Origin of the sequence: Pedobacter suwonensis (assembly GCF_007833675.1) — a bacterium.
Taxonomy (GTDB): domain Bacteria; phylum Bacteroidota; class Bacteroidia; order Sphingobacteriales; family Sphingobacteriaceae; genus Pedobacter; species Pedobacter suwonensis.
On record NZ_CP031708.1, the window covers coordinates 5,490,916 to 5,515,664 of the forward strand.

The 24,749-nt window shown below is 38.2% G+C and carries 14 protein-coding genes; 13 read left to right on the forward strand and 1 reads right to left on the reverse strand.

Going from position 1 to position 24,749, the window contains the following annotated elements; genetic code table 11:
• Positions 1 to 311 precede the first annotated feature (311 nt).
• The 12 genes from DV942_RS22570 to DV942_RS22625 all read left to right on the forward strand — a co-directional run bounded on the left by DV942_RS22570 (position 312) and on the right by DV942_RS22625 (position 17,721).
• The gene (locus DV942_RS22570; RefSeq protein WP_145861263.1) at positions 312 to 2,663 is read left to right on the forward strand and encodes a TonB-dependent receptor; all 2,352 of its coding nucleotides are present in this window, start codon (positions 312 to 314) and stop codon (positions 2,661 to 2,663) included.
• A 3-nt stretch (positions 2,664 to 2,666) separates the two neighbouring features.
• Positions 2,667 to 3,755, forward strand: coding sequence for a PepSY-associated TM helix domain-containing protein (locus tag DV942_RS22575; RefSeq protein ID WP_145861265.1), 1,089 nt, complete (start codon positions 2,667 to 2,669; stop codon positions 3,753 to 3,755).
• A 282-nt stretch (positions 3,756 to 4,037) separates the two neighbouring features.
• Positions 4,038 to 5,027, forward strand: coding sequence for an SH3 domain-containing protein (locus DV942_RS22580; protein ID WP_145861267.1), 990 nt, complete (start codon positions 4,038 to 4,040; stop codon positions 5,025 to 5,027).
• Positions 5,028 to 5,338: 311 nt separating this feature from the next.
• The gene (locus DV942_RS22585; RefSeq protein ID WP_145861269.1) at positions 5,339 to 5,719 is read left to right on the forward strand and encodes a LytR/AlgR family response regulator transcription factor; all 381 of its coding nucleotides are present in this window, start codon (positions 5,339 to 5,341) and stop codon (positions 5,717 to 5,719) included.
• Between the two features lie 138 nt (positions 5,720 to 5,857).
• Positions 5,858 to 7,717, forward strand: a complete 1,860-nt coding sequence (locus DV942_RS22590; protein WP_145861271.1) for a DUF5977 domain-containing protein — start codon at positions 5,858 to 5,860, stop codon at positions 7,715 to 7,717.
• 27 nt (positions 7,718 to 7,744) lie between these two features.
• A complete protein-coding gene (locus tag DV942_RS22595) occupies positions 7,745 to 9,865 on the forward strand; it encodes a hypothetical protein (RefSeq protein WP_145861273.1) in 2,121 nt (706 codons plus the stop codon).
• Positions 9,865 to 12,648, forward strand: coding sequence for a hypothetical protein (locus DV942_RS22600; RefSeq protein WP_145861275.1), 2,784 nt, complete (start codon positions 9,865 to 9,867; stop codon positions 12,646 to 12,648). Before DV942_RS22595 ends, DV942_RS22600 begins: the two co-directional genes overlap by 1 nt.
• 25 nt (positions 12,649 to 12,673) lie before the next feature.
• A complete protein-coding gene (locus DV942_RS22605) occupies positions 12,674 to 13,207 on the forward strand; it encodes a hypothetical protein (RefSeq protein ID WP_145861277.1) in 534 nt (177 codons plus the stop codon).
• 5 nt (positions 13,208 to 13,212) lie between these two features.
• Positions 13,213 to 13,698: a hypothetical protein gene (locus DV942_RS22610; RefSeq protein WP_145861279.1), complete on the forward strand. Its 486-nt coding sequence runs from the start codon at positions 13,213 to 13,215 to the stop codon at positions 13,696 to 13,698.
• Between the two features lie 652 nt (positions 13,699 to 14,350).
• The gene (locus DV942_RS22615; RefSeq protein WP_145861281.1) at positions 14,351 to 14,887 is read left to right on the forward strand and encodes a hypothetical protein; all 537 of its coding nucleotides are present in this window, start codon (positions 14,351 to 14,353) and stop codon (positions 14,885 to 14,887) included.
• A 1,194-nt stretch (positions 14,888 to 16,081) separates the two neighbouring features.
• Positions 16,082 to 16,444, forward strand: coding sequence for a hypothetical protein (locus DV942_RS22620; RefSeq protein WP_145861283.1), 363 nt, complete (start codon positions 16,082 to 16,084; stop codon positions 16,442 to 16,444).
• 5 nt (positions 16,445 to 16,449) lie between these two features.
• Entirely contained in the window at positions 16,450 to 17,721 is a 1,272-nt protein-coding gene (locus DV942_RS22625; RefSeq protein ID WP_145861285.1) for a hypothetical protein, read from the forward strand.
• Between the two features lie 238 nt (positions 17,722 to 17,959).
• Here the strand turns inward: DV942_RS22625 and DV942_RS22630 are convergent, their stop codons facing one another.
• Positions 17,960 to 18,280, reverse strand: coding sequence for a hypothetical protein (locus DV942_RS22630; RefSeq protein WP_145861287.1), 321 nt, complete (start codon positions 18,278 to 18,280; stop codon positions 17,960 to 17,962).
• 63 nt (positions 18,281 to 18,343) lie between these two features.
• Between DV942_RS22630 and DV942_RS22635 the strand changes: the two genes are divergently transcribed.
• Positions 18,344 to 24,715, forward strand: a complete 6,372-nt coding sequence (locus DV942_RS22635; protein WP_145861289.1) for a hypothetical protein — start codon at positions 18,344 to 18,346, stop codon at positions 24,713 to 24,715.
• Positions 24,716 to 24,749 lie beyond the last annotated feature (34 nt).

The following is a 24,749-nucleotide window of genomic DNA, read 5'->3' on the forward strand; positions in this document are numbered from 1 at the left end:
AAGAAATACTGGCGATCATTTTAAAAAATAGATTAAATCGTCACGTGGTCAGTTTGATAAGAAACACTTAAAAAAATGCTCATTTTTATTGGTGTTATATGCTTAACTATTTGTTTTACAAGTGTTTTTTTAGCACGTAAGTCAAATCATCTTTATCAATCGATACCGTTTTTGGATGATCTCAAATAATCAATGTTTATGCCTCGTTAATTCTAAATGGGGCAAGATTAAATCAAATTAAAACTCTTTTTTGAATTATTATTTTTAACAAGTCTAAATAATGTTAGATTTGCCGAAATTTCTATAATTTCATGAGGTCACTATATCTAAAATTTTTTGTCACAGCATTTATTTTACTTCCTACGGTTACATTGTTTGCGCAAGTACAGCAAGGAACCATCAAAGGAAAAATTGTAGATTCGTTAGGGAACGGTATCCCTTTCGCCAATGTACAGGTTAAGAAACAAAACCTTAAAACTACTTCTGATAAAACGGGCGTATTTAAATTAAATGCTGTTTCTATAGGTAATCAGCAGGTTAAAGTATCGATTACAGGTTACGATCCGTTCGAACAGGTAGTGTCCGTTAATGCGAATGATACCGTTTCTGTCACGTTTGTTTTAAAAGAACAAGCTGAAGGGCTAAATGATGTAATTGTTTCGGCAAGCAGAAGGCCAGAGTCATTATCACAAACGCCATCATCGGTAACGGTGCTTACAGCAAAAGAACTAAATACACAATCAACAATTAGCCCAAACTTAGCCAATATACTTTCTTACAGCGTACCCGGATTGGGTTTTTCAACCAATCAAACCGGTAACTCTGGTCAGACTTTGCGTGGTAGAAATGTGTTGGTTTTAATTGATGGTATCCCACAATCAACGCCACTAAGGGCAGGTGGAAGGGATATCCGCAGCATAGATCCATCTGTTATTGAGCGCGTTGAAGTGATTAAAGGTGCTACCGCGATTTACGGTAATGGTGCAGAAGGTGGTTTGATCAATTATATCACCAAAAAGGCCGACCAGGGAAAATCATTCGGAGGTTATTCTCAGGCCGGAATCACAGGAAACCTAAAAGGTGATAGTACTATTGGTTACCGTTTTTCGCAACAGCTATATGGTAAAACAGGTAAATTTGATTACATAGTAAGTGGCATGTTCGAAAAAACCGGTGTTTTCCGTGATGCTGATGGTTTGGTGATTTCGCCGGAATATGGTTTAGGCGAAACCAGATCTTACAATGGTTTTGTAAAATTAGGTTATAACTTCACACCAAAGCAGCGTTTGCAGCTCATGTATAATTATTTCAGTTCCAGACAACGTTCTAAATACATCACCAAAGAAGGCATTTACGGACAGTCGCCCGCTATTGGGATATATGGTACAAGGTTAGGTGAAGATGAAGGTACAAGATTTAACCATAATGCCAATTTACAATACACCAATCAACAGATTTTTGGTAAAACTGATTTAACAGCCAACGTATATTACCAGGATTTCTATACCATTTATTCTAATTCGGCATCATTTTTCGGTGGCGGCCAATCGGCTATTACCTCTACCAAAAAAGGGGCAAGGGTAAACCTGAATACACCATTTAATTTAACAGCTCAGGTACCAATGCAGTTAAACTATGGTTTGGATTTAATGAACGATAAAACCGCGCAAAGCTTAACTGATGGTCGGTTATGGGTGCCTGATATGAATATGGTAAATTTTGCGCCTTATCTGCAGGCTTCAGCAACATTAATTAATGATTTAACCATAAAAGGAGGCTTAAGGGTAGAAAATATCAACATTGATGTAGACGACTTTAATACCCTGGCTACCGGTGCAAACGGTGCCGGAAGTATAGCGGTACAGGGTGGTAAGTTAAATTACAATGCTTTGGTATTTAATGCCGGCGCACGTTACTCTAGATTTAAGTTTTTTAACCCTTTTATCAGTTATGCACAGTCTTTTTCAGTATTTGAGTTGGGCAGGGTATTAAGGGCTGCAAAAAGCAATACGTTAGCACAACTGGAAACCAAACCTATCATTGTAAACAATTATGAAGCAGGTTTTAGCAGCAGCATAGATAAACTTAATTTCAGTGCTGCTTACTATTACAGCACTTCTAAACTGGGTGCCAATCTTTTAGAGGTAAATGGTACTTATATTTCTCAACGGATCCCCGAGCGGGTATATGGATTTGAAGTCCAGGCTGATTACCAGTTGCTACGCGAGTTGAGTATAGGTGGTAACTATGCGCAGGTAGAAGGAAAAGGAGATGTAGATAATGACGGTAACTTTAATGGGGAGAAAGATGTGTATTTAAATACAACGCGCATCCCGCCATCAAAAACTACTGTTTATTTGAAATATTCGGGTATTAAAAACTTAAGTTTGGATGTGAACTGGATGCGTGTAGGAAACCGCGACCGTTTTAAAACGAACGCTGCAGGAAAGTATTTAATTGGTGAGGGACCGGTAAAAGCTTTCAACTTATTTAACGTTGCAGCAGTATATCAGGTTACACAACCGTTGAAACTTTCTTTAGGCATAGAAAACCTGTTGAATAAAGTTTATTATCCTGCTATTTCTCAGTTTTATGGCAGCAATGTTAATTATGTGCGTGGTAACGGGCGTAGGTTTAACTTATCACTGGGTTACGCTTTTTAAGCAATGAAGAACAGAACATTTAAAAATGCCATCAGGAGCATTCACCTCTGGCTCGGCCTGGTAACTGGCCTGGTGGTATTTATTATTAGTGTTACCGGTGCGCTGTATATTTTTGAAGAAGAGATCAGGAATTTTACGCAAAAAGATTTTCGGTACGTAAGGATTCAGGATAAGCCTTTCGTGGGGTTGGATAAAGTGATTTCAGCATTTGAAAAACTTTCACCCAGAGATGAACTCAGGCTGGTAAGGGTAGAAGATGCACAGCCAAATGCGACAGTGGAAATGACCAGTAAAAAGGGTAAGGTTTACTATTTCAACCCTTATGATGCTACTCTAATAAAAAAAGGAGGTGAAGACTGGCTACAGGTAGTAGAGCATATCCATATTTCGTTATTGTTGGGTAAAACAGGCAAGTTTATCATCCAATGGTCGGTAGTTATTTTTGTAGTGATGCTCATTACCGGACTCATCCTTTGGTTTCCTGGCCAAATGCGTTTGTTAAAACAATCATTAACGATTAAAAGAAAAGCTTCATTTAAACGGCTCAATTATGATTTGCATAATGTATTGGGTTTTTATGCATCGTTTGTGCTGTTGATTACTGCCTTAACAGGCCTGTACTTTGCCTTTAAAGAAGTAAAAAATGCAGCAAGTTTTTTTACCGGCAGTAAACTGGGGCAGGGGAAAGCTATCGTTTCGCCCAAACCCGCAACTATAGATCCTATACCTGTGCGCTACAATAAAATATATACCGAGGCCAAAATTAAATATCCCGGTGCGATATCTACCAGTCTTTCGCTTCGGGGTAAAGGCGAACTGCGGTTAAGGATGATTTATCCGTATCAATGGGCACGCAAGCAAAACACCTTTTTTTATGAGGAGGCTACAGGCAGAATGATCAGGGCCAAACTGTTCAAAGATTATAATGGGGCCGATTTAATAGAGGCCACCAATTACGATCTGCATACGGGAAGGCTTTTTGGTCTTCCGAACAAAATTCTTTCACTTTTAGCGGCCCTGGTTGCGGCGAGTTTACCAATAACGGGATTTATGATCTGGTGGCAAAAACAGAAAAAGCGTAAAAGAAAATAATAACAGCTCGTTGCTAATTCATTGTCAATTTTTCTTAAACTTCTGATGTCTGGCTCTTCATTTTCAGACTTTTCCCATTTATAATTAAGAAAAATAATCTTTTGTATAATTCTTAAAGATAGGGTTTATTTGTGGCCGATGGATGATTAATTGCCATCATTTCCGTTTTTGACATCATTCGTTGAAAAATAAATCTGGAAGATTTGTGAAAAAACTGTATTTTTCTTTCTGTATTAAACACCATTTAAATGTGCATATACATTAAAAAATAAAAACGCGATCATGATCTCTAAATCAGGCTTCACCAAACTTAGTATTTCCGAATTTGAACAATGGATTGCCAATTTAAAAGTGGCCAAAACCATTTTATACATTCAACAACATCATACCTGGAATCCGAGTTACATCTCGTTTAAAAATGATAATCATTTTGAGCTGCAACAGGCCATGAAAGATTATCATGTGAATAATAATGGCTGGATGGAAATCGGACAACATTTTATCACGTTTCCTGATGGAAGCATATTAACCGGAAGGAGCTTGGAGCAAACGCCGGCCTGTATTTTTGGTTTTAATGCCAATGCCATCTGTATAGAAAATCTGGGTAATTTTGATTCAGGTAAAGATACCATGACAGCTGCCCATAAGGAAACCATTATAAGAGTGACGGCTGCTTTATGTAAAAAATTCACTATCCCAGTTAACAGCAATAAAATTGTCTACCATCATTGGTTTAACCTCTCAACAGGTGAGCGCAATAACGGTACTAAAAACAATAAAACCTGTCCGGGTACAAACTTTTTTGGAGGCAATAAAGTAGCCGATTGTGAAAAGAGCTTTTTGCCGCTTGTTTCTAAAATATTAAATACTCCAGTGCCCTCAACAAATGTTCCCATATTAAAATATGTTTACGTTACTGCTGACAGTTTAAATATAAGAGAAGATGCTGACACTAAAAGCAATAAAGTAAAAGGTAGGGATGCAGCTATATTAGGTGCTATATTAAGGGTTTACGAAATTAAAAACGGCTGGTATAAAATATCCTCCTCCGAAAGTCATTGGGTAAATGCTGCTTATACAAAAGAAGTAAAACGCTATATAATCAATGCCAATGCGCTGAATGTACGCAGTGGCCCTGGCACCAACTATCCCAAACTAGGCTCCTTATCAAAAAATCAGGAAGTATTTGTAATTGATGAAAAAAATGACTGGTTTAAAATTGCAGCGGATAATAAATGGGTTAAAAAAGAGTTTTTAACTATAATGAAGTAGCGTAAAAATTTAACATAAGACTTCCTACCTGTGCAGCTAGGATAAGGTTTTATTAGCTATTTTTGCCGCTTTACTGTGTTTTAAAATGTAATTAATCATACAGTTTAGCTTTGTTGTAAGTTGGTTTAAAACTTGCAATTTTTTTACCATTTGGTTTTTTGAAATTAGTCGTCAATATCATAAACAGTGATGTTTATCTGTAGTCTAACCTCTGGGTAGTGTGACCTGTGCGCTATTTTATAACCAGTTTTTTAGAAGATACACACATAAATGAACACCCATAATTGAACACCCATAATTGATCACACACTATGCGCTCTACACAAACACCTGCTCAAAAACTGATTATTTCCAACAGTGATTACATCCATGTTGTACAGTTTGACGAAATTATTTTCTGCCAGTCGGATGGATGTTATACCCACATTAACCTCCATAATGGACAGAAACATACACTGGCTAAATCCTTATCCAAAATATGCGCGCAGCTTTCATCCAGCCAGTTTATCCGGATTAGCCAAACTTATCTTATTAACAAAACCTTTGTAAACAAGATCGACAGGAAAAAGAAAAACCTTTACCTGTTAGATCGTACCATTGTTCCATTTACCATTTCCCTTAAAAATTTGATGGAACTCATCAGCGATTCCATTCATCCCAAAATTACTTTAACTGATGCGGATAATGTCTAGAAATAGATCAATACTTAACGGTTAGCCCTGAATACTTAAACCTTGCTTTTTGCATTTCGGTTTGGGTACATTTCGGTCTATTTTTAACTATTAAATTAAGCGAAAAAGCTTAAAAATGTAAAGTTAATCCAGAAACCGATGTCTGATCATTTTTGCCTGTATGGACCTCCTTTTACCTTAAATGGTGAAGAATATTTTAGCGACAATAATGTTGGTTTTCAGGTTGCTTTCAGTTCGTCCGAAGATCAAAAGCTTGTTTTAGCCTACCAATGGTATCTTAATGGAACCCTGATAATCAACGAAAAAGGTGCCAGTTTAGTCGGAAAAATCTATTGCGGTAACCATACCGTAGGGGTAAGGGTGTTGAGCAGTGAGGGCTGGTCTGGCGTGAAGAGCCGGAGCTTTTATACCTGCAAAGTACCCACAGGTTTGGAACTTTACGGACCAGATACGATCAATGAGGGCGATTCCGCAACCTATCAGGTTTTGCGTCGCTTTTCTGACGGTACCGTAGAAGATTTGACCGCCCAATATATCTTTACAATTACTGGCGATGCCAGTTTTAACGGCAATGTGCTGACTACCATTAAGGATGATAGTAGCTTTGGTGATAAGGTGCTTAATATTCTGGGTACAACCGTAAGTGGCGATACAATTGCCAAAGACATTGTGGTAAAAAATACCACATTGTTTAAGTCGGCTGTGCTTGTTGTAGATTTATTTAACGATACCAGCCTGAATGTAATTGGCTTGATTGATAATCCTGAAGTAACAGTTAACCATCAGGCTGTTTATACCGGCAATAATTTTTTGCCTGCTTCGGTAGTAGCTGAAAACGCTTATATGTTGGCATCCGATCTGATGAACGGAGCGACCTGGCGTTTTGAATTTAACCTGGCCAGGCTGATGACCGAATACCCGGGAACGACAGATTTTGTGTTTCATATTAAAGGCCGTAGTGCATTAGATCAAGGCTTAAATGGGGCTTTCAGCGTAAAAACCAAAAAAGCTAAAATGGTGATGACGGGTAATGCCAGTAGTTATGTGCCAAGTGTAACGGGAGGTGGCACAGTTGGTTATAACTCCTTTAGCTCATATAGTGTTGCTGGTGCCAATGGCAGTTACAATGAAGCAGATTTGTTTGCCATTATCCGTTTCAATTATCATGTACAAACCGATACACTTACTTATACCATCCCACCACGTATCTATCTTTCTAATCCGATTATTGAGCAAACCCAAAAGAATAATTGCGGTGCTGGCTTTATAGGATCAAATGTATTATACACTTTGCCTGTCGGTGCTTTTACTTCAACCATCAGTCAGGCTGATGCCGATGCACAAGCAAGGAGTTTTTACGATGGCAACAAACAACAGTATGCCAATGATCATGGTACCTGCGAATTAAAACCAAACTATCATTTTAAATCGAGCACCAATGGTTCATACCCGGTAACCATGACAACCGATTATTCATCTGGAGATTGCGCGATGAAGGTTGCATTTTATGCTACCATGAATAACCAGTCGGTGATAATAGATCATACTGATGGAACCACTAATTTAATGCCTTGGGGTGCCAATACCCGAATGTTCAAGGTGCCCGCTACTGGAGTATACCGGGTAAAGGCACGCCTGGTTGGTAACATTGTATGTAATTCGGTAGGAGGCGATGCCGATCATCAACAAACGATTAGCTTCTTGTTTACTCGTACAGGAGGGGCTGAAACTAATTTAATTGCACCAGGGCAAAATAGTGCTGGTGATTTTAGTGCAGCTGAATTTTGCTTGCCCGGACAGTATGTAATTTCTAAAGGAATGACAGTCCCTATTGATATCAACTTTAGTATGGACTTCAATATGGTTGCAAACGAAGAAGCCAATTTTAGAACCAGAATTAACCTTTTTACTTATTTCAACCAGCAACAGGGCGCAAAGGAAACCAATACTACCAATTTTAATTTTTCTCTATTGGAGTTGGAAATCGAAAAACTTTAATAAAACATTTATCAAAGATACTTAAGCATGACTCCATTTGTTCCGAAATCGCATTTTTTTACCGATCCTGCCACCATTAACCAATCTACTGCCCATGCTTTTGGGCCGGTTTCTGAAAATGAATTTAACCTTACGGCCAAGTTTACCAGTAGCGGTGCACAGGCTTTTGCCATTTGTAAAGGTGTGGTATTGGTACAACCACAGGCAGGTGATGTGGTAAACGTAATATTACGCCCTTATGAGCAGCCCATTAACGGTCTAAATATCCGGTATTTTATTTACCGCGGTTTGCAGAAAGGCGATTTCTTTAACGGCAACCAGGTACTGGCCGATGGTGATGAAGTATCGGGATTTATCAAAAAAATCAATAAAAGCTTTGCGGGTTTTTATAAAAACGAAAATGTGCCGCCCTTTTTGGCAAAATACATCGGTTTCGATCCTGCTGCACAAGCGCCTACTTTACCGCTCGATCAGTTTTTCTTTAAAGAAACTGAATATGTAGATCGTGCAGGCCAGTTTGTAGAAAAGGATGAGACTGCTTTCGAACTGCCCATGGTGGCCAAAGGTACCTCTTTAGGTCATTTTATAAACGGCGAATGCGGTGTAGATGTGGTACTCAACTACGGCGATTACCAGTTGCCTTTGCCAAATGCCGAATTTAAATTCGACCTGAATTATGCCAGGGCCGCATCGGCAAATATTAGCCTGGTAGGCATTACCGACGAATTCCAAAAGAAATTGGTTAGGGAGCAGATCACTCAATTTTTGGATATAGCGGCCTTTTATGGTTTTCATGCCGCTAACGGATCGGTAAATATTAATGGTACCGAAACCAAAGGCGAGGCCATATATACTACCGCAGTAAGTAAGTTTAATACCAAAAACAAGCTTTATCTCTATATCCAAAGCGATAGGTGCCGATCTTATAATTTTTATGGCAACTACTTACTCAATAACACCGGTAGTGAAAGTTTAAAACTGGGCACGGTAGAAAACACTTTAACAGAAAAGATTTATGGTACCAATGGCTGGCCTTTACTCATAGATGAAGAACCGCGCACATCGCCAGCTACTACCAATCCACTTTTTTTACAATTGGTAACCGATAATGGAGCCAACAGCATGTTTTATGGGCAAGTGGCCACAGTAGTTGGAGCAAAAGAAAACTTTTTAAACGCAGAAGCCTTAAAAGCGCCTAACGTTACTGATGGTACACCTGGTTTATTCACCAAAACGATTAATTTGCTTAATCCGGCGGTAGCCAACGGTAATAACAGCTTAAATATAGCCAGTTTTAATATCCTTATTTACCAGGGATATACTTACCCTTATATTTTAGGGCAGGAAACCGACGACAATAACGTAACCGCCAATGTATTGGGTTTACCCAATTTCTTTGATGATGTATTCGACCTGCTCAATGCCACCCCTTTGCTACAAGCCAGTGCAAATACCGATTATTCAGTGCTTTCTTCTCAAAAAGTAAAACTCATTAGTCGTTACCATGATAAGACACAACTGGGTATTTCTGCAGTACAAACCTTAAACATTAATGATGTGATTGAAACGGATGATCCGGATACCCCATTATTAAAACGTGTAACCTACATTACCGAAGCGGTTGATGTATTAAACTCGGCACTCTCGGTAACCGGAACACTTGCGCCCTATACGAAATCCAATCCATCAGTATCAGGTGCGGTAAGCGATAACAAAACCTACCAATTGCCCGATGCCTTTTATTATCGTTTACAGCTATTTACAGATAGTACAGAAACCATTACCGGGCTGCAGTTACTTGCCAAAGATGGCAGTACACCGAATAAAATTATTTTGGGGCTTACCCAGGCAGAAAACGATTTGCTTAAAGCACTCATTACTACGAACAATTTAATTAATGCTGGGCTTTTCCTGATCGATCTTTTTGGAGATGGTAGTGAGTTGATTTCTGCCGAAAATATTACTTATCAGAAGTATAAAGCGGGTATAGTAGGGGAAACCGGAGTGAGTGAATTAAAATTATATTTACCAACAACTGATTTAATGGTATACTCAATAGATCAGAAGTATCATTTTACGGATGGGTATAGTAAGTATGTGAAGGAGGATAATACTGAAGTTTATTTTACAATTAATAAAGTTTCATAATGGAAGTGGTAATTTTAAAAACCGATGGAACAGCTGTTGCTCTAGATTCCTCTTTCACAGATAAGGCGTTTGATATAGAAGGTTTTCTCCTTGAATTTAATTTTACAAATAATGTTAGCAGGCGTTTTAAATATTATCAAAAAAATGATTTTAAATTGGCTGATAGAGAAAAATATACTTCTCTAAGTGGTTATTATGTTGAAGGGAAATATTTATCTTATATGCAGGGATTGGAATCTGATTCACCTAACATTGAAGATCTAAAATCTAAATTTTTATTTCAATTTGATAAGTATAAATCCAAAGCTGGAAATCCTATAAAGGTTAGTGTAGTTGACCTTGGAGAACCCTATAGTCGTTACTATAATAATGTTGATTATACTTTCAGTATAGAAAATTTAGAAAGTAGTAACACTCCAAGAAAGTACCTGAAATCGATTTATGAAGGTGTGGTTAAAATAGGATATGAAATAGATATTCCATCGAATGCCGTAAAAAATGTAATAGAGAGAACACCCTTAAAACTGGCAACTAGGTATTTTTACAATAATAATTATACCCGATATTTGGGCGTTTGGAATAGTGATGTAACAAAGCATAACATTAAAAAAATTGCTACATTAATTTCATTTCGGATAGCAGAAATAGAAAGAGAAATTTTTCCCAAATTAGCTAATTCTTCAACTTGGGGCATGTTAGAGGCAATTGCGGATTCTCCAAATGGAAGTATAGATAGCCTGAATGATTTTCAAAAAATGCTATTTATCCTCAAAAAGACCTGGGGATATTATCATGATCCTTCCGCAGATGAATCTTATGTTCATAAACATGACTTTGAACCGGTCTTTTCCGTTGTTCCGGGTTATGAAGATTATGTTAACTACTATAATAATTTAACTGGTTTCTATTATTCACTTTATAAAATACAGGATAAGTTATTAAACGTTAGTGAAGACCTTAGGTTAAGGTATTTACTGCAAACTTTGCCGGTTTCTGCTTTAACTATTGTTCCCTACAGTATTATTAAGAATCAATTATCTGGTTACTCACAAATAAAAGAACTAGCAGAGAATTCTCAACGCTTTATTGTCCATTTGGTAATATCAATAACAAAGAGGCTGGAGTATGCAGACGATTTTTTAGATTTCCTTTTGAAAAAAGAAGACGGTGTTGTAACTATTTTCGAGGTTTTATATCATCTTTTGAACGATGCTAGACTAGAGCGGCTATCTATAGTAAACTGGTTTGTTGATGAACAAACAAATCGAAAATATTATGCATATGCGATATTCGAACTGTGGAAAGTTTCCAAGTACAATTGGGAATACTTTCCTTCAACAAACACTTCAAATCTGGATTCAGTAAATTTAAGTTCGTACTTCTTTTCTAATGCTAAGGAGCTAAATAAAGATAATATTTTAGAGTTTGACGCTATCTATAAGTCTGTATTAAATACATCAACATCTTCGGTTTCCAATAAGACGGTAAAATATTATACTTCGATTGACGGAAAAAGTATCTCAATATCAAATCTTATTCTATCTATCGTTAAAGATAAATTTGGGATAAGAGATGGAGGTTATAGTACGCCGAAATTTGGTGATTTTCACTTGTATCATCCCATATCACTGATAGGATATCAATCAAATTTAGACTTGACAATTCCCCAAAAAACGCTTATTCCAGCATTTTTATTCCATTTTGCTGAAGAGTACGATCGTTTAGCTGACTTTGATGCACAATTATCACTTGGAATTGATGTCGCTGTAGATATCGCATTATTTTTTGCAACAGGCGGAGTAGGCGTTTTGCGAGATTTAAAATATCTAAAGTATGTAACTAAATTAGGTCAAGCACTTCGGGGAAAATTAGCTGCAACAGAAGCTGTTGTGGTTTGGAGAGCATCTGAAATTAGTGCTGAAATTATCACATTTACAGCCTCTACAATCGCAAATTATAATCAATATCTTATCACTACTGAGAATGATCCTGAAAAGAGAAAACATCATCAAAAAATTCAATGGATTATTTTAGGATTATTATTTGTAAGCGCAGCGGGTACAGCTTATTCCAGGATAAAGGCAGTTAAAGAAGCCAACGAAGTACTAGAGCTAATGTCCAAATTTCCAGGTGCTACACATGGGGTGCCGCCAGGTTTGGTGGAGCTTCTTGAAACACTAGCTGGTAAAAGGGCCGTTTTAACCTCTAAAATGGGTAGTAAACTGCAAACACTAAAAAATGAAGGTATTGCGGTAGATAATGTTATTGCGAAGTATAATGGCCTTACTGACAAACAAAAATATAGGTTCTTTGAGCATTTTGGTGAAATTAATGATAGATCTATCTGGAGAGAATTAAACTTTTTTCAGGGGCAACCAATAGATAATTGGTTAATACTTAGTGAGAAAAATATAATGGAAGCTAAAATAATAGCTTTTATTACAAAACCTAAAAGGGTCAATGCAATTTTAAAGTATTACGACGAACCAAGTTTACGAAAGATTTTAGAAAGTTTTGATTATCAGAGTAGGTTAAAAATTTTAGATGAGTTTGGAAAACCAAATTGGATGAATGATGCTGTTCTTTTTGAAAGAATTATTGAGAAACCGAGTAGCTTAAACTTGATTAGGATATTTCAAAATAGTGCAAAAACAGGTTTAGACGTTTTTTCTTTTGAGGATGTGATTGCTATTGTTAAAACAGAATTTAAGAATGTAACAATCGATTACTTATCAATAAAAAGTACTATGATACTTAAAGACGTAGTAAAAAAGGTATGGTAACGGTAGCGAAATTGTGAAAGAAACTATGGAATTAGGTAGATTAAGATCTCTGTATGACGGTACTGCTACAGATTTCAATAATATTTTTTCCGCTATAACTCCTGATTTTTTAAGTGATTTTTATTCTTCTAATAAACTTGTGGCAAAAACTGAAGTATATAAAAACAATAGTCTAATCAAATTTGTTACTGAAAAATTCATTTCAGGAAAAGAATCTCAAGTTTTACAAATGTTTGGTGGCAATTTACCTGTAAGTTTGACTGAGCCTCTTTATTCTAAATTCAATGTTTTTAATAAAAAGGCAATTGATTTTATACCTAAGAATAGGAGAAACGATACAGAAATAAAATATATCTTTAACTTTCTAGAAAATCATTGGGATGATGGTGATCGATTTGTAATTCAATTGGAATCTACATTTTATGCCTGCCAAAGCTGCCAGGGCTATTTAGTTTATCTTAAAGAATTGGCGAGAAAAGCCGGAAAAACAGTAGATATTAAAGTTATCGCTGTCGAAGCTATCTCTGGTACAAGTGATCTTATTGACAAATTAAACTAAAAAAAGTGGAAATAAAATATTTAACCTTATTAAGGGATAATCCAATAAGAGTTGGATTTGGTGAAGATAAAAGCATTAGGCCAATGTCACTTCAAGAAATAGGAAATTTGGAACATTTGTATAACAATAATAATCCTTTTCCTTTGGCTTTAAAAGAGCTACTTTTTCTAGCTGGAAACTACTGTTATGTTTTGGATTATGGAATTTTTCCTACACGTCAAGAGATGCAGGAATTTGTAAGAGTTAGAATATCAAGAAATAACAGGCAAATAATCCGCCCTTTTTTTGCTGTAGATATTTATAATGGAGGTGAGCAATTTATATTTGTGTATTTAGACGAAGGAGATAATCCACCTACTTATGAAGGGCACTATTATTTTGATCCATCAACGGATGACGGTTCAGATTGGATTACTCCTGTTACTTCAACCCTGTCGGGTTTGATAGATCATGGAATTAATAGAGTAAAACAGGGGCAAAATCCGTTCTAAATAAAAAAGTGAAAATATGGCCAGTTACGCCCCTTGCTGGCGCACGGCTGCCTCGTGTGCAAGATAAGCCGCGATGTAATTTAAATGTTAGGTCGTAGTCTTTAGTTATAACACTACTAGCGCAAGTCTTAGTGCCTAGGCTAATGGGGTTAGATGACTTGTGCTTTCATTATTGATCTTAATATACTGCCAAAGCGCAGATAAGAACAATACTTAAATCAATGGATACTAGGAAAATGAAGAAATTCTTGTACAATCTTCAATTGTCTCTACTTTCTCAATCCGAAAATAATCAGCAATACGTTTAAGCCAAACTCCATACTATAACCTCTAAACTATTAATTGCAACGTTTGAACTATCGACCGTAACGTTTGAACTATCGACTGCAACGTCTGAACTATCAACTGCAAGATGAAACCACTCTAATTTATGCCTTATTTGAGCAACAATATTTTGTAGATTGATTTATTGTGTCTATCTTGCCTATGCAGATTAATAAATAACATATTTTTTCACCTAAAAAGAGAAATCAATTTCAACAATTAAATTTTAAAAATATTCCTGGACGAGCGTTTTAGAAACGCATTTTCTAATTTCTCTGAAAAGAGTTATTTGTTAGTCTGCAGCGTCCAGGAACTTTAAATTAATGTTATGCAGACTAACAATTGTAAAAACCCAAACACACAGTTCCCAAATCAGGTAGCAGCTGTAACCGAATTCCGGACACTCATTGAAGCCTATTTCGATATGGTTAGTTTATCGGATGTGAATCAATTCCTTACTGAAATGCTTAGCGCAGCTATCGGGCCCGATCCACGCTCTGGCAAACACAAACCCATTACCATTGCCAATGCCCTTTATGATGTAAACAATATCATCAGCCTGCTTAACAAAACAAAACTTTTGGCCAATGAAGAAATCTTTCAGCTTTATGCCATAAACCTGGATTATAACCTACAGGCTGTTGGCCAATTTGATGTAGCGCATCTTTCTGAACTATTATATGTTGGATTAAATGCCTACATCTTTCAGGAGGATGATTTTGAAGGCGCAACCTTAAAATTTTCAGCCGAAATTACTGCAGCATATAAAATGATTTATGATTGGCTGTCAGACTGCGATGCCTGGTATAATGCTGCTGAGTGTTACGAATATAATGAAACTATCGGTTTAGCAGCTACGCTATAACCGTTCAAATTTTAATTGTCCATTTAACGTATACAGCTATGAGGGAAAACGCCCCTCCTAATTTAGGAGGGGTGCCCAAAGGGCTTATTGGTTATATCACTTAATTTCGGTAGGTGAGACACCAACCAATAGATAAAATATTAAGATGCCCAGTAAAGCTGAGCATGACGACACCGCCAAATTTAATTCATTTGCCAGACGGCATCATTCCCGTGAAAACCTACCGTGTGGACACATCTTTTAGTTTGTTTTTTTATACGCTTTGCTAGCTTGCTTTAATAGATTACAGGTTTTACCGAAGAACGCCGTCAATCCCAAGAGCCGGAACTATCAAAAAAACAGTTGCAGGAAAGAACAAATAGCATTACCAAACCTTAAACGCAGTGGTTTATAATACTAATTTAATTGCTAAAGAGAATTGAACACAAACCCCGTAGGGCTCAATCAGACCAAAGAAAACATAAACAATAACTGATTAAACGAAGTGCCGCTGTTTTTTTGATGTGAGCGTGGTTGTGTGAAAGGCTCCTAGCTGGATTGACAAAGCGCTTTGGGTACTTTGGCGCTCCAAAGTGCCATGCCCCCGCGGCATAGAGCGGAAAAAACAACATTTTTGTTGAAAAATAATTCTTCTTAATCAACGGCATTAATAGCATTAAAGATGCTGACACGAAGTAGCTACAAGGCAATTGAAAACCATATTTCTACTTGTAAAATAAATTCAGCATGACGATCGCCTTAGAACAAAGTGCTAAGAACAAATAAAGGCTAACAGAGATGTGTCCACAAGATAGGTGAAAATGGGAATCTTAATGCTATTGCAAAGCGCTTTAAGATTCCCGCCTGCGCGAGAATGACGAAAACAAAATAAAATTTTGGGCTTAAATGCTAGATTTTACTTTTGATACATCCTCGCCCAACCAGCTTATTTCTTAAACCCGCATGATCGACGCTAGGCTTATGGCTGAGGGTTTCTTCACTGCGTTCAGAACGACAGAAGGCATTTGGTGTTTCTATTTCTTATACCCGTATAATCGGCTTTAGACTAAGGAGTCTGGACTTAAGACTTCGAACTAAATTTCAATAAAATCCCTAGTACTAAGTATTTCATAAGCATTAACAATAACGTAACTTAGGTTTGCTAATTTGCAGTAAACCAAATGCTTGATCATTACACCTAAATAAGCCCTCATCATGAGTACAGATCTGGTTAAAACCTACATTCTGAACAGGAGTTCGGAAGAAATTAAATTAAGCCTCATTATTGGTGGTATAGAACAAACGGGTACCAGTTTGATCACCCTGAATGATGACATGGTTTTAAAAGATTACCAGGGCGACCTGCACCAAAAGGTAATCGGGCGGAATGATAACCTGCACCAGAAAGTATTAAATATTATCACCGTAATTACCGATACCGCTCCAAACCATAACCACACCGATTTATATGTGCTGTTAGAAGGCGGTTTTGTAACAAAAGGTTATAAAATGGAAGAAGAAGTACAGCCCGGTGCCTCTACAGTTTATACCGCAGAAATTACATTTTACCAATTTTAGCTGTTATGAAATATCTTATATTAATTGCCCTCGCAACATTAACTGCAACCGCTTTTGCACAAACAGAAGAAATTAAGGAAGTAAAACTCGACCTGCTCAAAGCACCAAGTTCGCCAGCTTCGGCATTATTGGGTTTCGCCGTATCGGATATCGAAAAACCGACCGACTTAAGTGATTTTATGCTTTCGGTACAATCGGCTACTTCATCTTATACTAAACTCCCATCCAGTTATGCGATAGATATTGCGCCTTTTTACCTGTTCCGCAATAAAGGTGCAGATTTTAGCACTACAGGAAAAAACGGATTACAATCAACCCGGTTAAAAGATTATTTCAGGCAGAGTTTTGTAGTGTCGCTGGCGTTGCGCAATCCCGATTCGGCTTTCAATAATTTTAAACCAACCAGTACCTATGGGGCATTGGGTTTAAAATTTTCCATCATCAGGCCTCAATATAATATCGAAACCAAACAGAAATTAAATTCCATATATGAGAAACAGCGTGCATTGCTGATGATTTATAAAATTGGTTTGGAAGAAGAAAGAAAATCGGCCCGTTACGAATATCTGGGCATCAGGAACATTTACCTGCTCGATTCAATTTCTCACCTGCCTAACTTAACGGAAGACGAAAAGAAAACACACGCATTCGCAATGATGCAAGATACCAATAGTGAGTTTGCCAAAAATGAGACTGAAAAAAGCGAACTGAATAAAGGTTTCAAAAAAGAAATACAGGCAGAACTGGCCAAACAGTCGAAACTGGAAGCTGACCTGCAGGAAGAAGCCAAAACTTTTACGGGTAACCGCAAAGGTTTATCGGTTGATATTGCAGGTGGCTTAAGCACCGAGTTTAGAGAGAAAAGATTCGATAATTCTAAGATATTCAACTCAGGCATTTGGAGTACTTTTGGTTACAACTGGGCCAATGGCAGTTCTATTTTAGGGTTGGCCCGTTACCTCTATAACCCAGATGAAGTATTTGCATTGGATAATATGAAGAATGAAGTGGCCAACCTGTCTACTTTTGATACGGGTTTGCGATATATTTTTACCAAAGGCAAATTTGGTGGAGGTGCAGAGGCGCTTTACCGTAGCATAATCTCTTCAGGAACAATAAAACCTTCGTGGCGGGTGGTGGCTAATACCGATTATGCATTGAATGATAATCAAAAAATTATCTTCTCATTCGGTCGTAATTTCGACGGCACCGTAACCAAAGATGGAAACCTTGTGGCAGCTTTAACCTTACTCTTTGGTTTTGGCACCAACAGATAAAGAACTGTTGTTGGTACTGCCAACTGCAAATTGAAAACTGTAAATTGTTCATTAGTCATTTGTTCATTTGTGCTGCCAACTGCCAGCTAATCGTCATTGCGAACCGAAGCGGAGGGCATGAGTGAAAAGGAATGAAGCAATCTGCTAAGGAGAAATGGTTCATTGGTACTGCAGACTGCAAATTGAAAACTGTCAATTGTTCATAGGTCATTTGTTCATTGGTGCTGCCAACTGCCAGCTAATCGTCATTGCGAACCGAAGCGGCGGGCATGAGTTGAAAAGGGTTGAAGCAGCAATCTGCTACGGAAAAATAGTTCATTGCTACTGCAAATTGCCAATTGAAAACTGTCAATTGTTCATTAGAGAATTGGTATTTGTTTAATCCACGCTGGATTTCAGCCTCTGGACTAAAGACTAAACCCAAATAATGGCTCAAAATATGCCAATACTTAACGGTTGCTTGCAAATACTTAAACGATGCTTTGCAGCCTTTCTTTTGGGTGGTATTCGCTGTATTTTTAGTTGTTGCTTTTGTTAATAACGGGTCTTGGTAATCCATTTTGGAATAGGCTAAATTACAGGGCATGCCTATTTTTTAAGAACCGAAGCATAAATTAATTACATGCCAGCCAATCAAGTTGTAACCAGAAGATTTTATCCAGCCCTATCGGAAGTGATCACGGTAGATGACCTGCCGGAATTTTTACACTTTGCAGAAAATGGGTTGAACCAGTTGCTTGATAAAATCCATTATAAAAATCTTCAATATTCAAAAAGTCAGCGTGGCGATTCGGCATTTTATAGTTTAGATATCGTAAGCAATAACATTGGGCTTGATTTACCTTTTGGTTTGCGTTTGGTACTTAATCCAGACGAGGATGGCGATTCGAATATATCGTCTTTTCCGATTTCTATACAGTACCAGTGGGAAATGCTGGCTTTTTTACGTTCTTTCAAGGTTCAGAATTTTGCTTTTACCCCTGAGGCTTTTTATGAGTTGGGTCTTCAGATTTTTAGAATTACCGAAGATGAGGTCATCGCACACATCCTGAATTATTTTGTTGAGGATACAGAGACCGAAACCAAATTTGAGCAATTGCTCGATGCAGTAAATCGTGTTTACGGAACCAGCTTAAGCCTTCCGCCAGGTGAAGAGCCAACGGTTGATAAGGTGGTTATCTTGATTAATAACGAGGTAAGTATTCCTAAAAGTGTTTCAGCAGTGATGTTTGGGATCTATATTTCACAGGCCGGAGAGGAGGAAACACGTGGACGGCTTCAGCAGTTTTACAACCGGTTGGTACCGAATGGAATAGAAGATTATATTAAACAGCTGATTACACCAAAACTACGTGCTACTTCAAAATTATCGGCTGCTATCGAATTCCCCGATACTATTTTAAAACCTGTAGAGGAAAATGGTACTTTGATTCCTGGGCGTAAATCGATGTTTACTTTCGGTGAGGCCACTTTTTATGCTGATACCGAAGCGGGTATCGGTTCAGATGTTGAGTTTGTGGGTAATCTGGTGCCCGAATATGCCCAGATAGGCAACACAAACCTGTTTATCGGGATTAAAAAAGCCAAGCTCGACCTGAGCAGAAAAAGGAATATTGCCGAAGCAGATGCAGCAGGGTATGGTCCTGATTTTACCGGCTTATACATAGAGAGGGCTACCATTGGTTTAAGTCGTTTTGGCAAACAAAGTACCACAAAAACCAGCGTAGCTTTAATTGGAGAAGATATGCTGATTGGTACCGGTGGAGTTTCGGGTAAAATCTCTCTCGGATCTAACGGAGCCCTATACCGGGATTTTGGTTTGTTTGAGGCAGAATTAAACCTGTTTTCGCTTACTTTTAAAAAAGGGGCGATTGTAGCGTCTGATATTGCCGGTAAACTTACCATCCCTGGTTTTAAGGATACTACCGGGCAGCAGGCTGTAATCGATATCCGTGTACACATTCAGGATAATGGTAATTTTGAGCTTACCGCCCAATCACAGCAGGGCTTAATGCCGGTTACCCTTCCGAACGTATTTGTCTTAAACATCAGAAGTTTTAACCTCGGCAAAGAAGCGCGTGGTTTTTATATCCAGATTGCCGGAACCCTTGATTTTATAGCCGATATACCGGGCTTAGGGCAGGTACTACCCAAAGATATTGAGATTCAGAAATTAAGGATCTGGGATAATGGCGATATTGAATTTGATGGCGGAAGCTTTGTAATACCTAAGGCCTTTAAACTTAAAGTGGGACCGGTTAATCTGGAGGTGAGCCAGATTGCTTTTGGTGCTTACACCAAAGAGTTAAACGGGATAGAACGTAAATACCGGTTCTTTGGTTTTGATGGGATGATCAATACCGGTAATGCAGGCGTAAATGCCACCGGTAACGGTATAAAATATTATTTTACGGTTGATAATAACGATACCGATAAACCTTTCGATAGTTTTACGAGTATAGATGGTATTGGTATCGACCTGACTATTCCAGGCAATGTAAGTAAAGAAGAAGCTGTTTTTATCTTGAACGGCTATTTGAGCATGAGCAATCCCGATCCTGCTATTGTTGGCTCTAATGCCGGATCTGAATATACCGGTTCAGTAAGTTTTGCGATGCCTAAACTCCGCTTAAACGGTTCGGCAGCCATGCGCTTAAAACCAAGTGTTCCATCTTTTATTGTCGATATTGGTATGGAGTTGCCAGGCCCGGTTCCGCTTGGTGCAACCGGTTTAGGAATATATGGTTTCAGGGGAATCATTGGCAGGCATTATATTACGTCCAAATCGGCCACCACACCTCCATTACCAGATACGGCCAGTTGGTGGGAATACTACAAAGCTAAAAGTAATATTACCCACAGAGAAGGGATAGAGTTGGATAAATTTGCAGATAAACCCGGCTATTCAGTCGGTGCAGGTGTTTCTATCGCAACCTCATTTGATAAAGGTTTTACCTTTTCTACCAAGCTTTTTTTATACTTAGGTTTGCCAAACTTGTTCTTGTTACAGGGACAGGCAGGCGTACTGCGCTCTCGTATTGGATTAAATAAAGATGTAGACCCGCCATTTAGTGCGCTAATTGCCATAGATGATAAGTCTTTTATATCCAGTTTGGGCGTAAACTACCGTTTGCCTGAAGGCGGTTCTTTTGATGGTGCAATATTTAGCCTTACAGGTAAGCTGGAGCTGGCTTTCTTTTTTAATAACGCTTCGGGCTGGTACCTTAACGTGGGTAAAGATAAACCCGAAAGTGAAAGGATCAGGGCCAGGATACTTACGCTCTTCCAGGGATATGCTTACCTCATGATTTCCTCACGTGGTATAAAAGCTGGCGCAGGCGCAAGGTTTGATTTTAAAGCCAATTTCGCTATTGTCGAATTTGGTTTTGGTGCTTTTGTTGATCTGGGGGGCTCCATTAGTTTTAAACCGATACAGATTGGCGGTTACATCCGCATGGGCGGTTATGCCTATATCAGGATTCTGAGATTTAAGTTTAATATTTCAATTACTGTTACCTTAGGTTTTGAGGCACCAAACCCATTTACAATTTATGGTTCACTGGAGCTCGATTTAGGCTTGCCATGGCCGGTCAGAAAACTCGGACGTATCAAAATAACGCTAAGCTGGAACTTTAACAACAATAAAGGACCACTGCTTGCCCCGATACAGATATTAAGCCTGCCCGATCCGGCAACTGGCTATATGCCTGCTGCGGCAACCAATATGCTGTCGAACGAAACTTTCCCGATCAACTATGTAAATTACGACATTACGGGTGGCTCTGTAAATATCCCCGCGCCAGGCGCCGGAGGTTGGCAGTATAACTTTAATGATGAAAATGCGCTAACCCATGTAACTATTCCATTGGATAGTTTTATCGATATCGATTTACTTAAACCGGTAAAACCAATGGCAGCGCTTATTGGTGGCGCGGGCAATCAGGTGCCTGATGGTTATATAGAAATGCTGCCACCACAAAAAGGGATCAGTAGTCAGGTGAGTCACGAACTGCAATTGCTGGGTTTGGAAATTTATGCTTGGAACGAGAACGGAAGCTGGCAGCCTTATCATATTTATGAGGCAGTTACTGTTATCCGTGCGGATAATAATGGCGCGGGAGCCATCGATCTTAGTAAACTGAATAATGCTTACTGGCAGTTTAATGAGCCGAATCGCTATAACAAAATCAGGATCATGTCGCAGAACATGTTCAGCTTCAGTAATGGAATGAGCAATTCAGCAGCCGATCTTGATGCTTTAAATTTTCAAAGGAAAGACCTTTTCTGTTACGAAAAAGTAGCTAAGCAGCATATCGTGAACTGGATCGGTCAGCCTGTGGATAAAGTATACAAGCCGGAAGAAATTTTTTACATTAAAAACGTTGGTTTTAAACTTATAGGGATAGAAGGACGCTTGCAGAATGATGCAAGCTTTGGGAATGCCGTATTGCAGATAGCACAAAACGGCGGTTCGCTGAGTGTTATTTTACCAGAAGCAGTAACTACACTTTCGCTCGATTTTGGAGCCAATTCTAATGCCATACACGTTGATTATATAAAGCACCAGTACCGCATAGGTTATGACACAAAGCTCTTACAACTTTGGGGTTATAACTTGGGTAATTTAATGGTGCCTAAAACGGTCAAATATAATGTTCAGGTATTAACGCAGCACTTAGACCATACCGAAAGCAACACCACGTTAGCCTATAATAACTTGGTACAGCCCATTAATGAAGTGCTTATCCATTTCGAAAGAGAGTATCCCTTAAGTTTTGAAGGTGATATTGTATTAGGTGGTTATTTTAAATTACCATCAAGTTATATTTCAACTGCTGCTTTCCCAAATGGACATGAGTTTGATGCCGATAAATCATTGCTTTATGCAACTATTTACAATAAGGCTTTTACGGCATCAGAAGTGTTAGCTAAATCAGATGATAATTCAACTGGTGCTATAGGCCAATGGCCAATGGATAACCGCGTACCTAGCATAGGTAACCAAAATGTTTTAGTGGCTGGTAATCCTGGCATGATAAATGGTTTTTACGGAAAAACAGGCAATAACGAGTGGCAGTTGCACCAAACTTATGATTATGCTGCTAATGGCGATGGGCTTTTAATTCCTTTTGAACCTGAGTTAAGGGTAGAGGAAGGAAATTTTGCTTTCGAAATTACCGCTGTTTTCAATCCTTTCGAAGCTGGTGTGAGCACCCTTTTCTCGAGGGTTATGCAAGATCCTGCAACAGGAAAAATGAAAGGTTATGCCCTGCACCTCTATCAAGATAGTGCTGGAGACGCCGATATTATTTATGGTACTGAACAAGCTATTCCATCTTTCAAAATATGGTTTACGACCTATCAGGATTTCAGTCACTCCGGAATAGTTGCTTCAGAAAAATATACTTTAAACTGTAACACTGGTAAACTTAGCGAAAAACAGTATAAACAGATCCTGATCTCCGTAAATCGAAGTACAGGAACGATTGATGTTTTTATTGATAAAATACTAAAGGCCAGTAATGCCATTCCAGCTGAATTGGATTTTGTTGTTCCGGTATTTAAAATAACCAATTTAAATCAATTGAGTTATTTAACCGAAGTATTGCAGCGCCGGTTGGAAGAAAATAACATTACACCTAGCGGTTTTATTGATGAGGCAGAATTATTAAGCAATAATTTAAATAAAACCATCCAGCCGGTTTGGCGACCGGATACTACTTATGCCATTGTGGTTAAAACCCGCGATGTGGTAGAAGGAAACTTAGGTGCATCCGTACAAAAGAATCATATTTATGGTTTTAAAACCATCGGGCCGATTGGGCATTTCCAAAAGAAAAATGCCATTTATAAAGCACTGGAAGCACAGGATAAAGCAGCTGCATTTAAACTGGCTGATCTAAAGCATTACATCGATTATGAACGTTCTTTCCCCGATGCGCAAAGCCGTTACGACTTAAGTAAACCTGTGTTTTGCCGTGATCCGAAAATAAGCCTTTTGTTTGTTAAACCTTATCTAAATGCCATGTTTGCTGATTGGGATGATTATTTGGGGCTGCCATCGGTTAAGAGTAGCTTGCAGTTGCAGCTGTTGGATCCTTATGGTGCAATTTTAAGCCCCGAGTTAATCTGGGAGCAATTGCCTGATGAGGAAATTACGAATGCGAATTTCATGAAACTACCTCCAGACCAGCAGATTTTATATTTCATGAACAAGGCTGCGCTCGAAGATTCTTGCAATGTAAAGCCGGTAAGCATTAAAAAGCGCAAAAAACAGGGGGCATACCATTTCCCTAACCTTGAACCGAACCGTTTATATACTGCACTATTTACTGCAATTTACCGACCACAGGGTGAGGCAGAACAAAGGGCAGAAATTTATCGTTTTAACTTTAAAACATCCCGTTTCAGCACCTTTGCAGAACAGGCTGGAAGTTATGTGTTAAACAGTACAGCTGGGTCTGAGAAATATGCGGTTTATCCGTTAAATGTGAGTTTTACACAGGCAGAAATTGATGGACGGATTAAAAATCTGATGGATAATAATCCTGAAAACGATGCTGCTGATGTAATGAGGTATGCAGCAAAGTATGATCGTTTAGTGTATGGTGGTTTAGAGATTCAAAACCTTGAAACTATTGATCATACTGTGATTCATCTGGTTATTAATATTGATCCGGTTAGCACAGCAAAACGATTATTGGGAATAATTGTACGCAATCCTGAGCCATTTAACAATCCCAAATTACCTCAGGTTTCGTTAAGTGATACCATAGGCTTGTCATTAACACCGTCAGCACAGGCTACGCTTGCACCATCATCATTTACTTATGTTCATGCACAGGATACATCGGCAGCATTTATCAGCAATGCAGAACTAGATATGCCAATAGGCGATCTACAGTTGCACTTTAAATACAAAAAATTTAACGGTAGCGATTATGAGAGGGATTTTGATAGCTATAACGGACCAATAATACCGATAATGCTATAACAATCTGTAATTAAAATTGAATAATCACTTAATA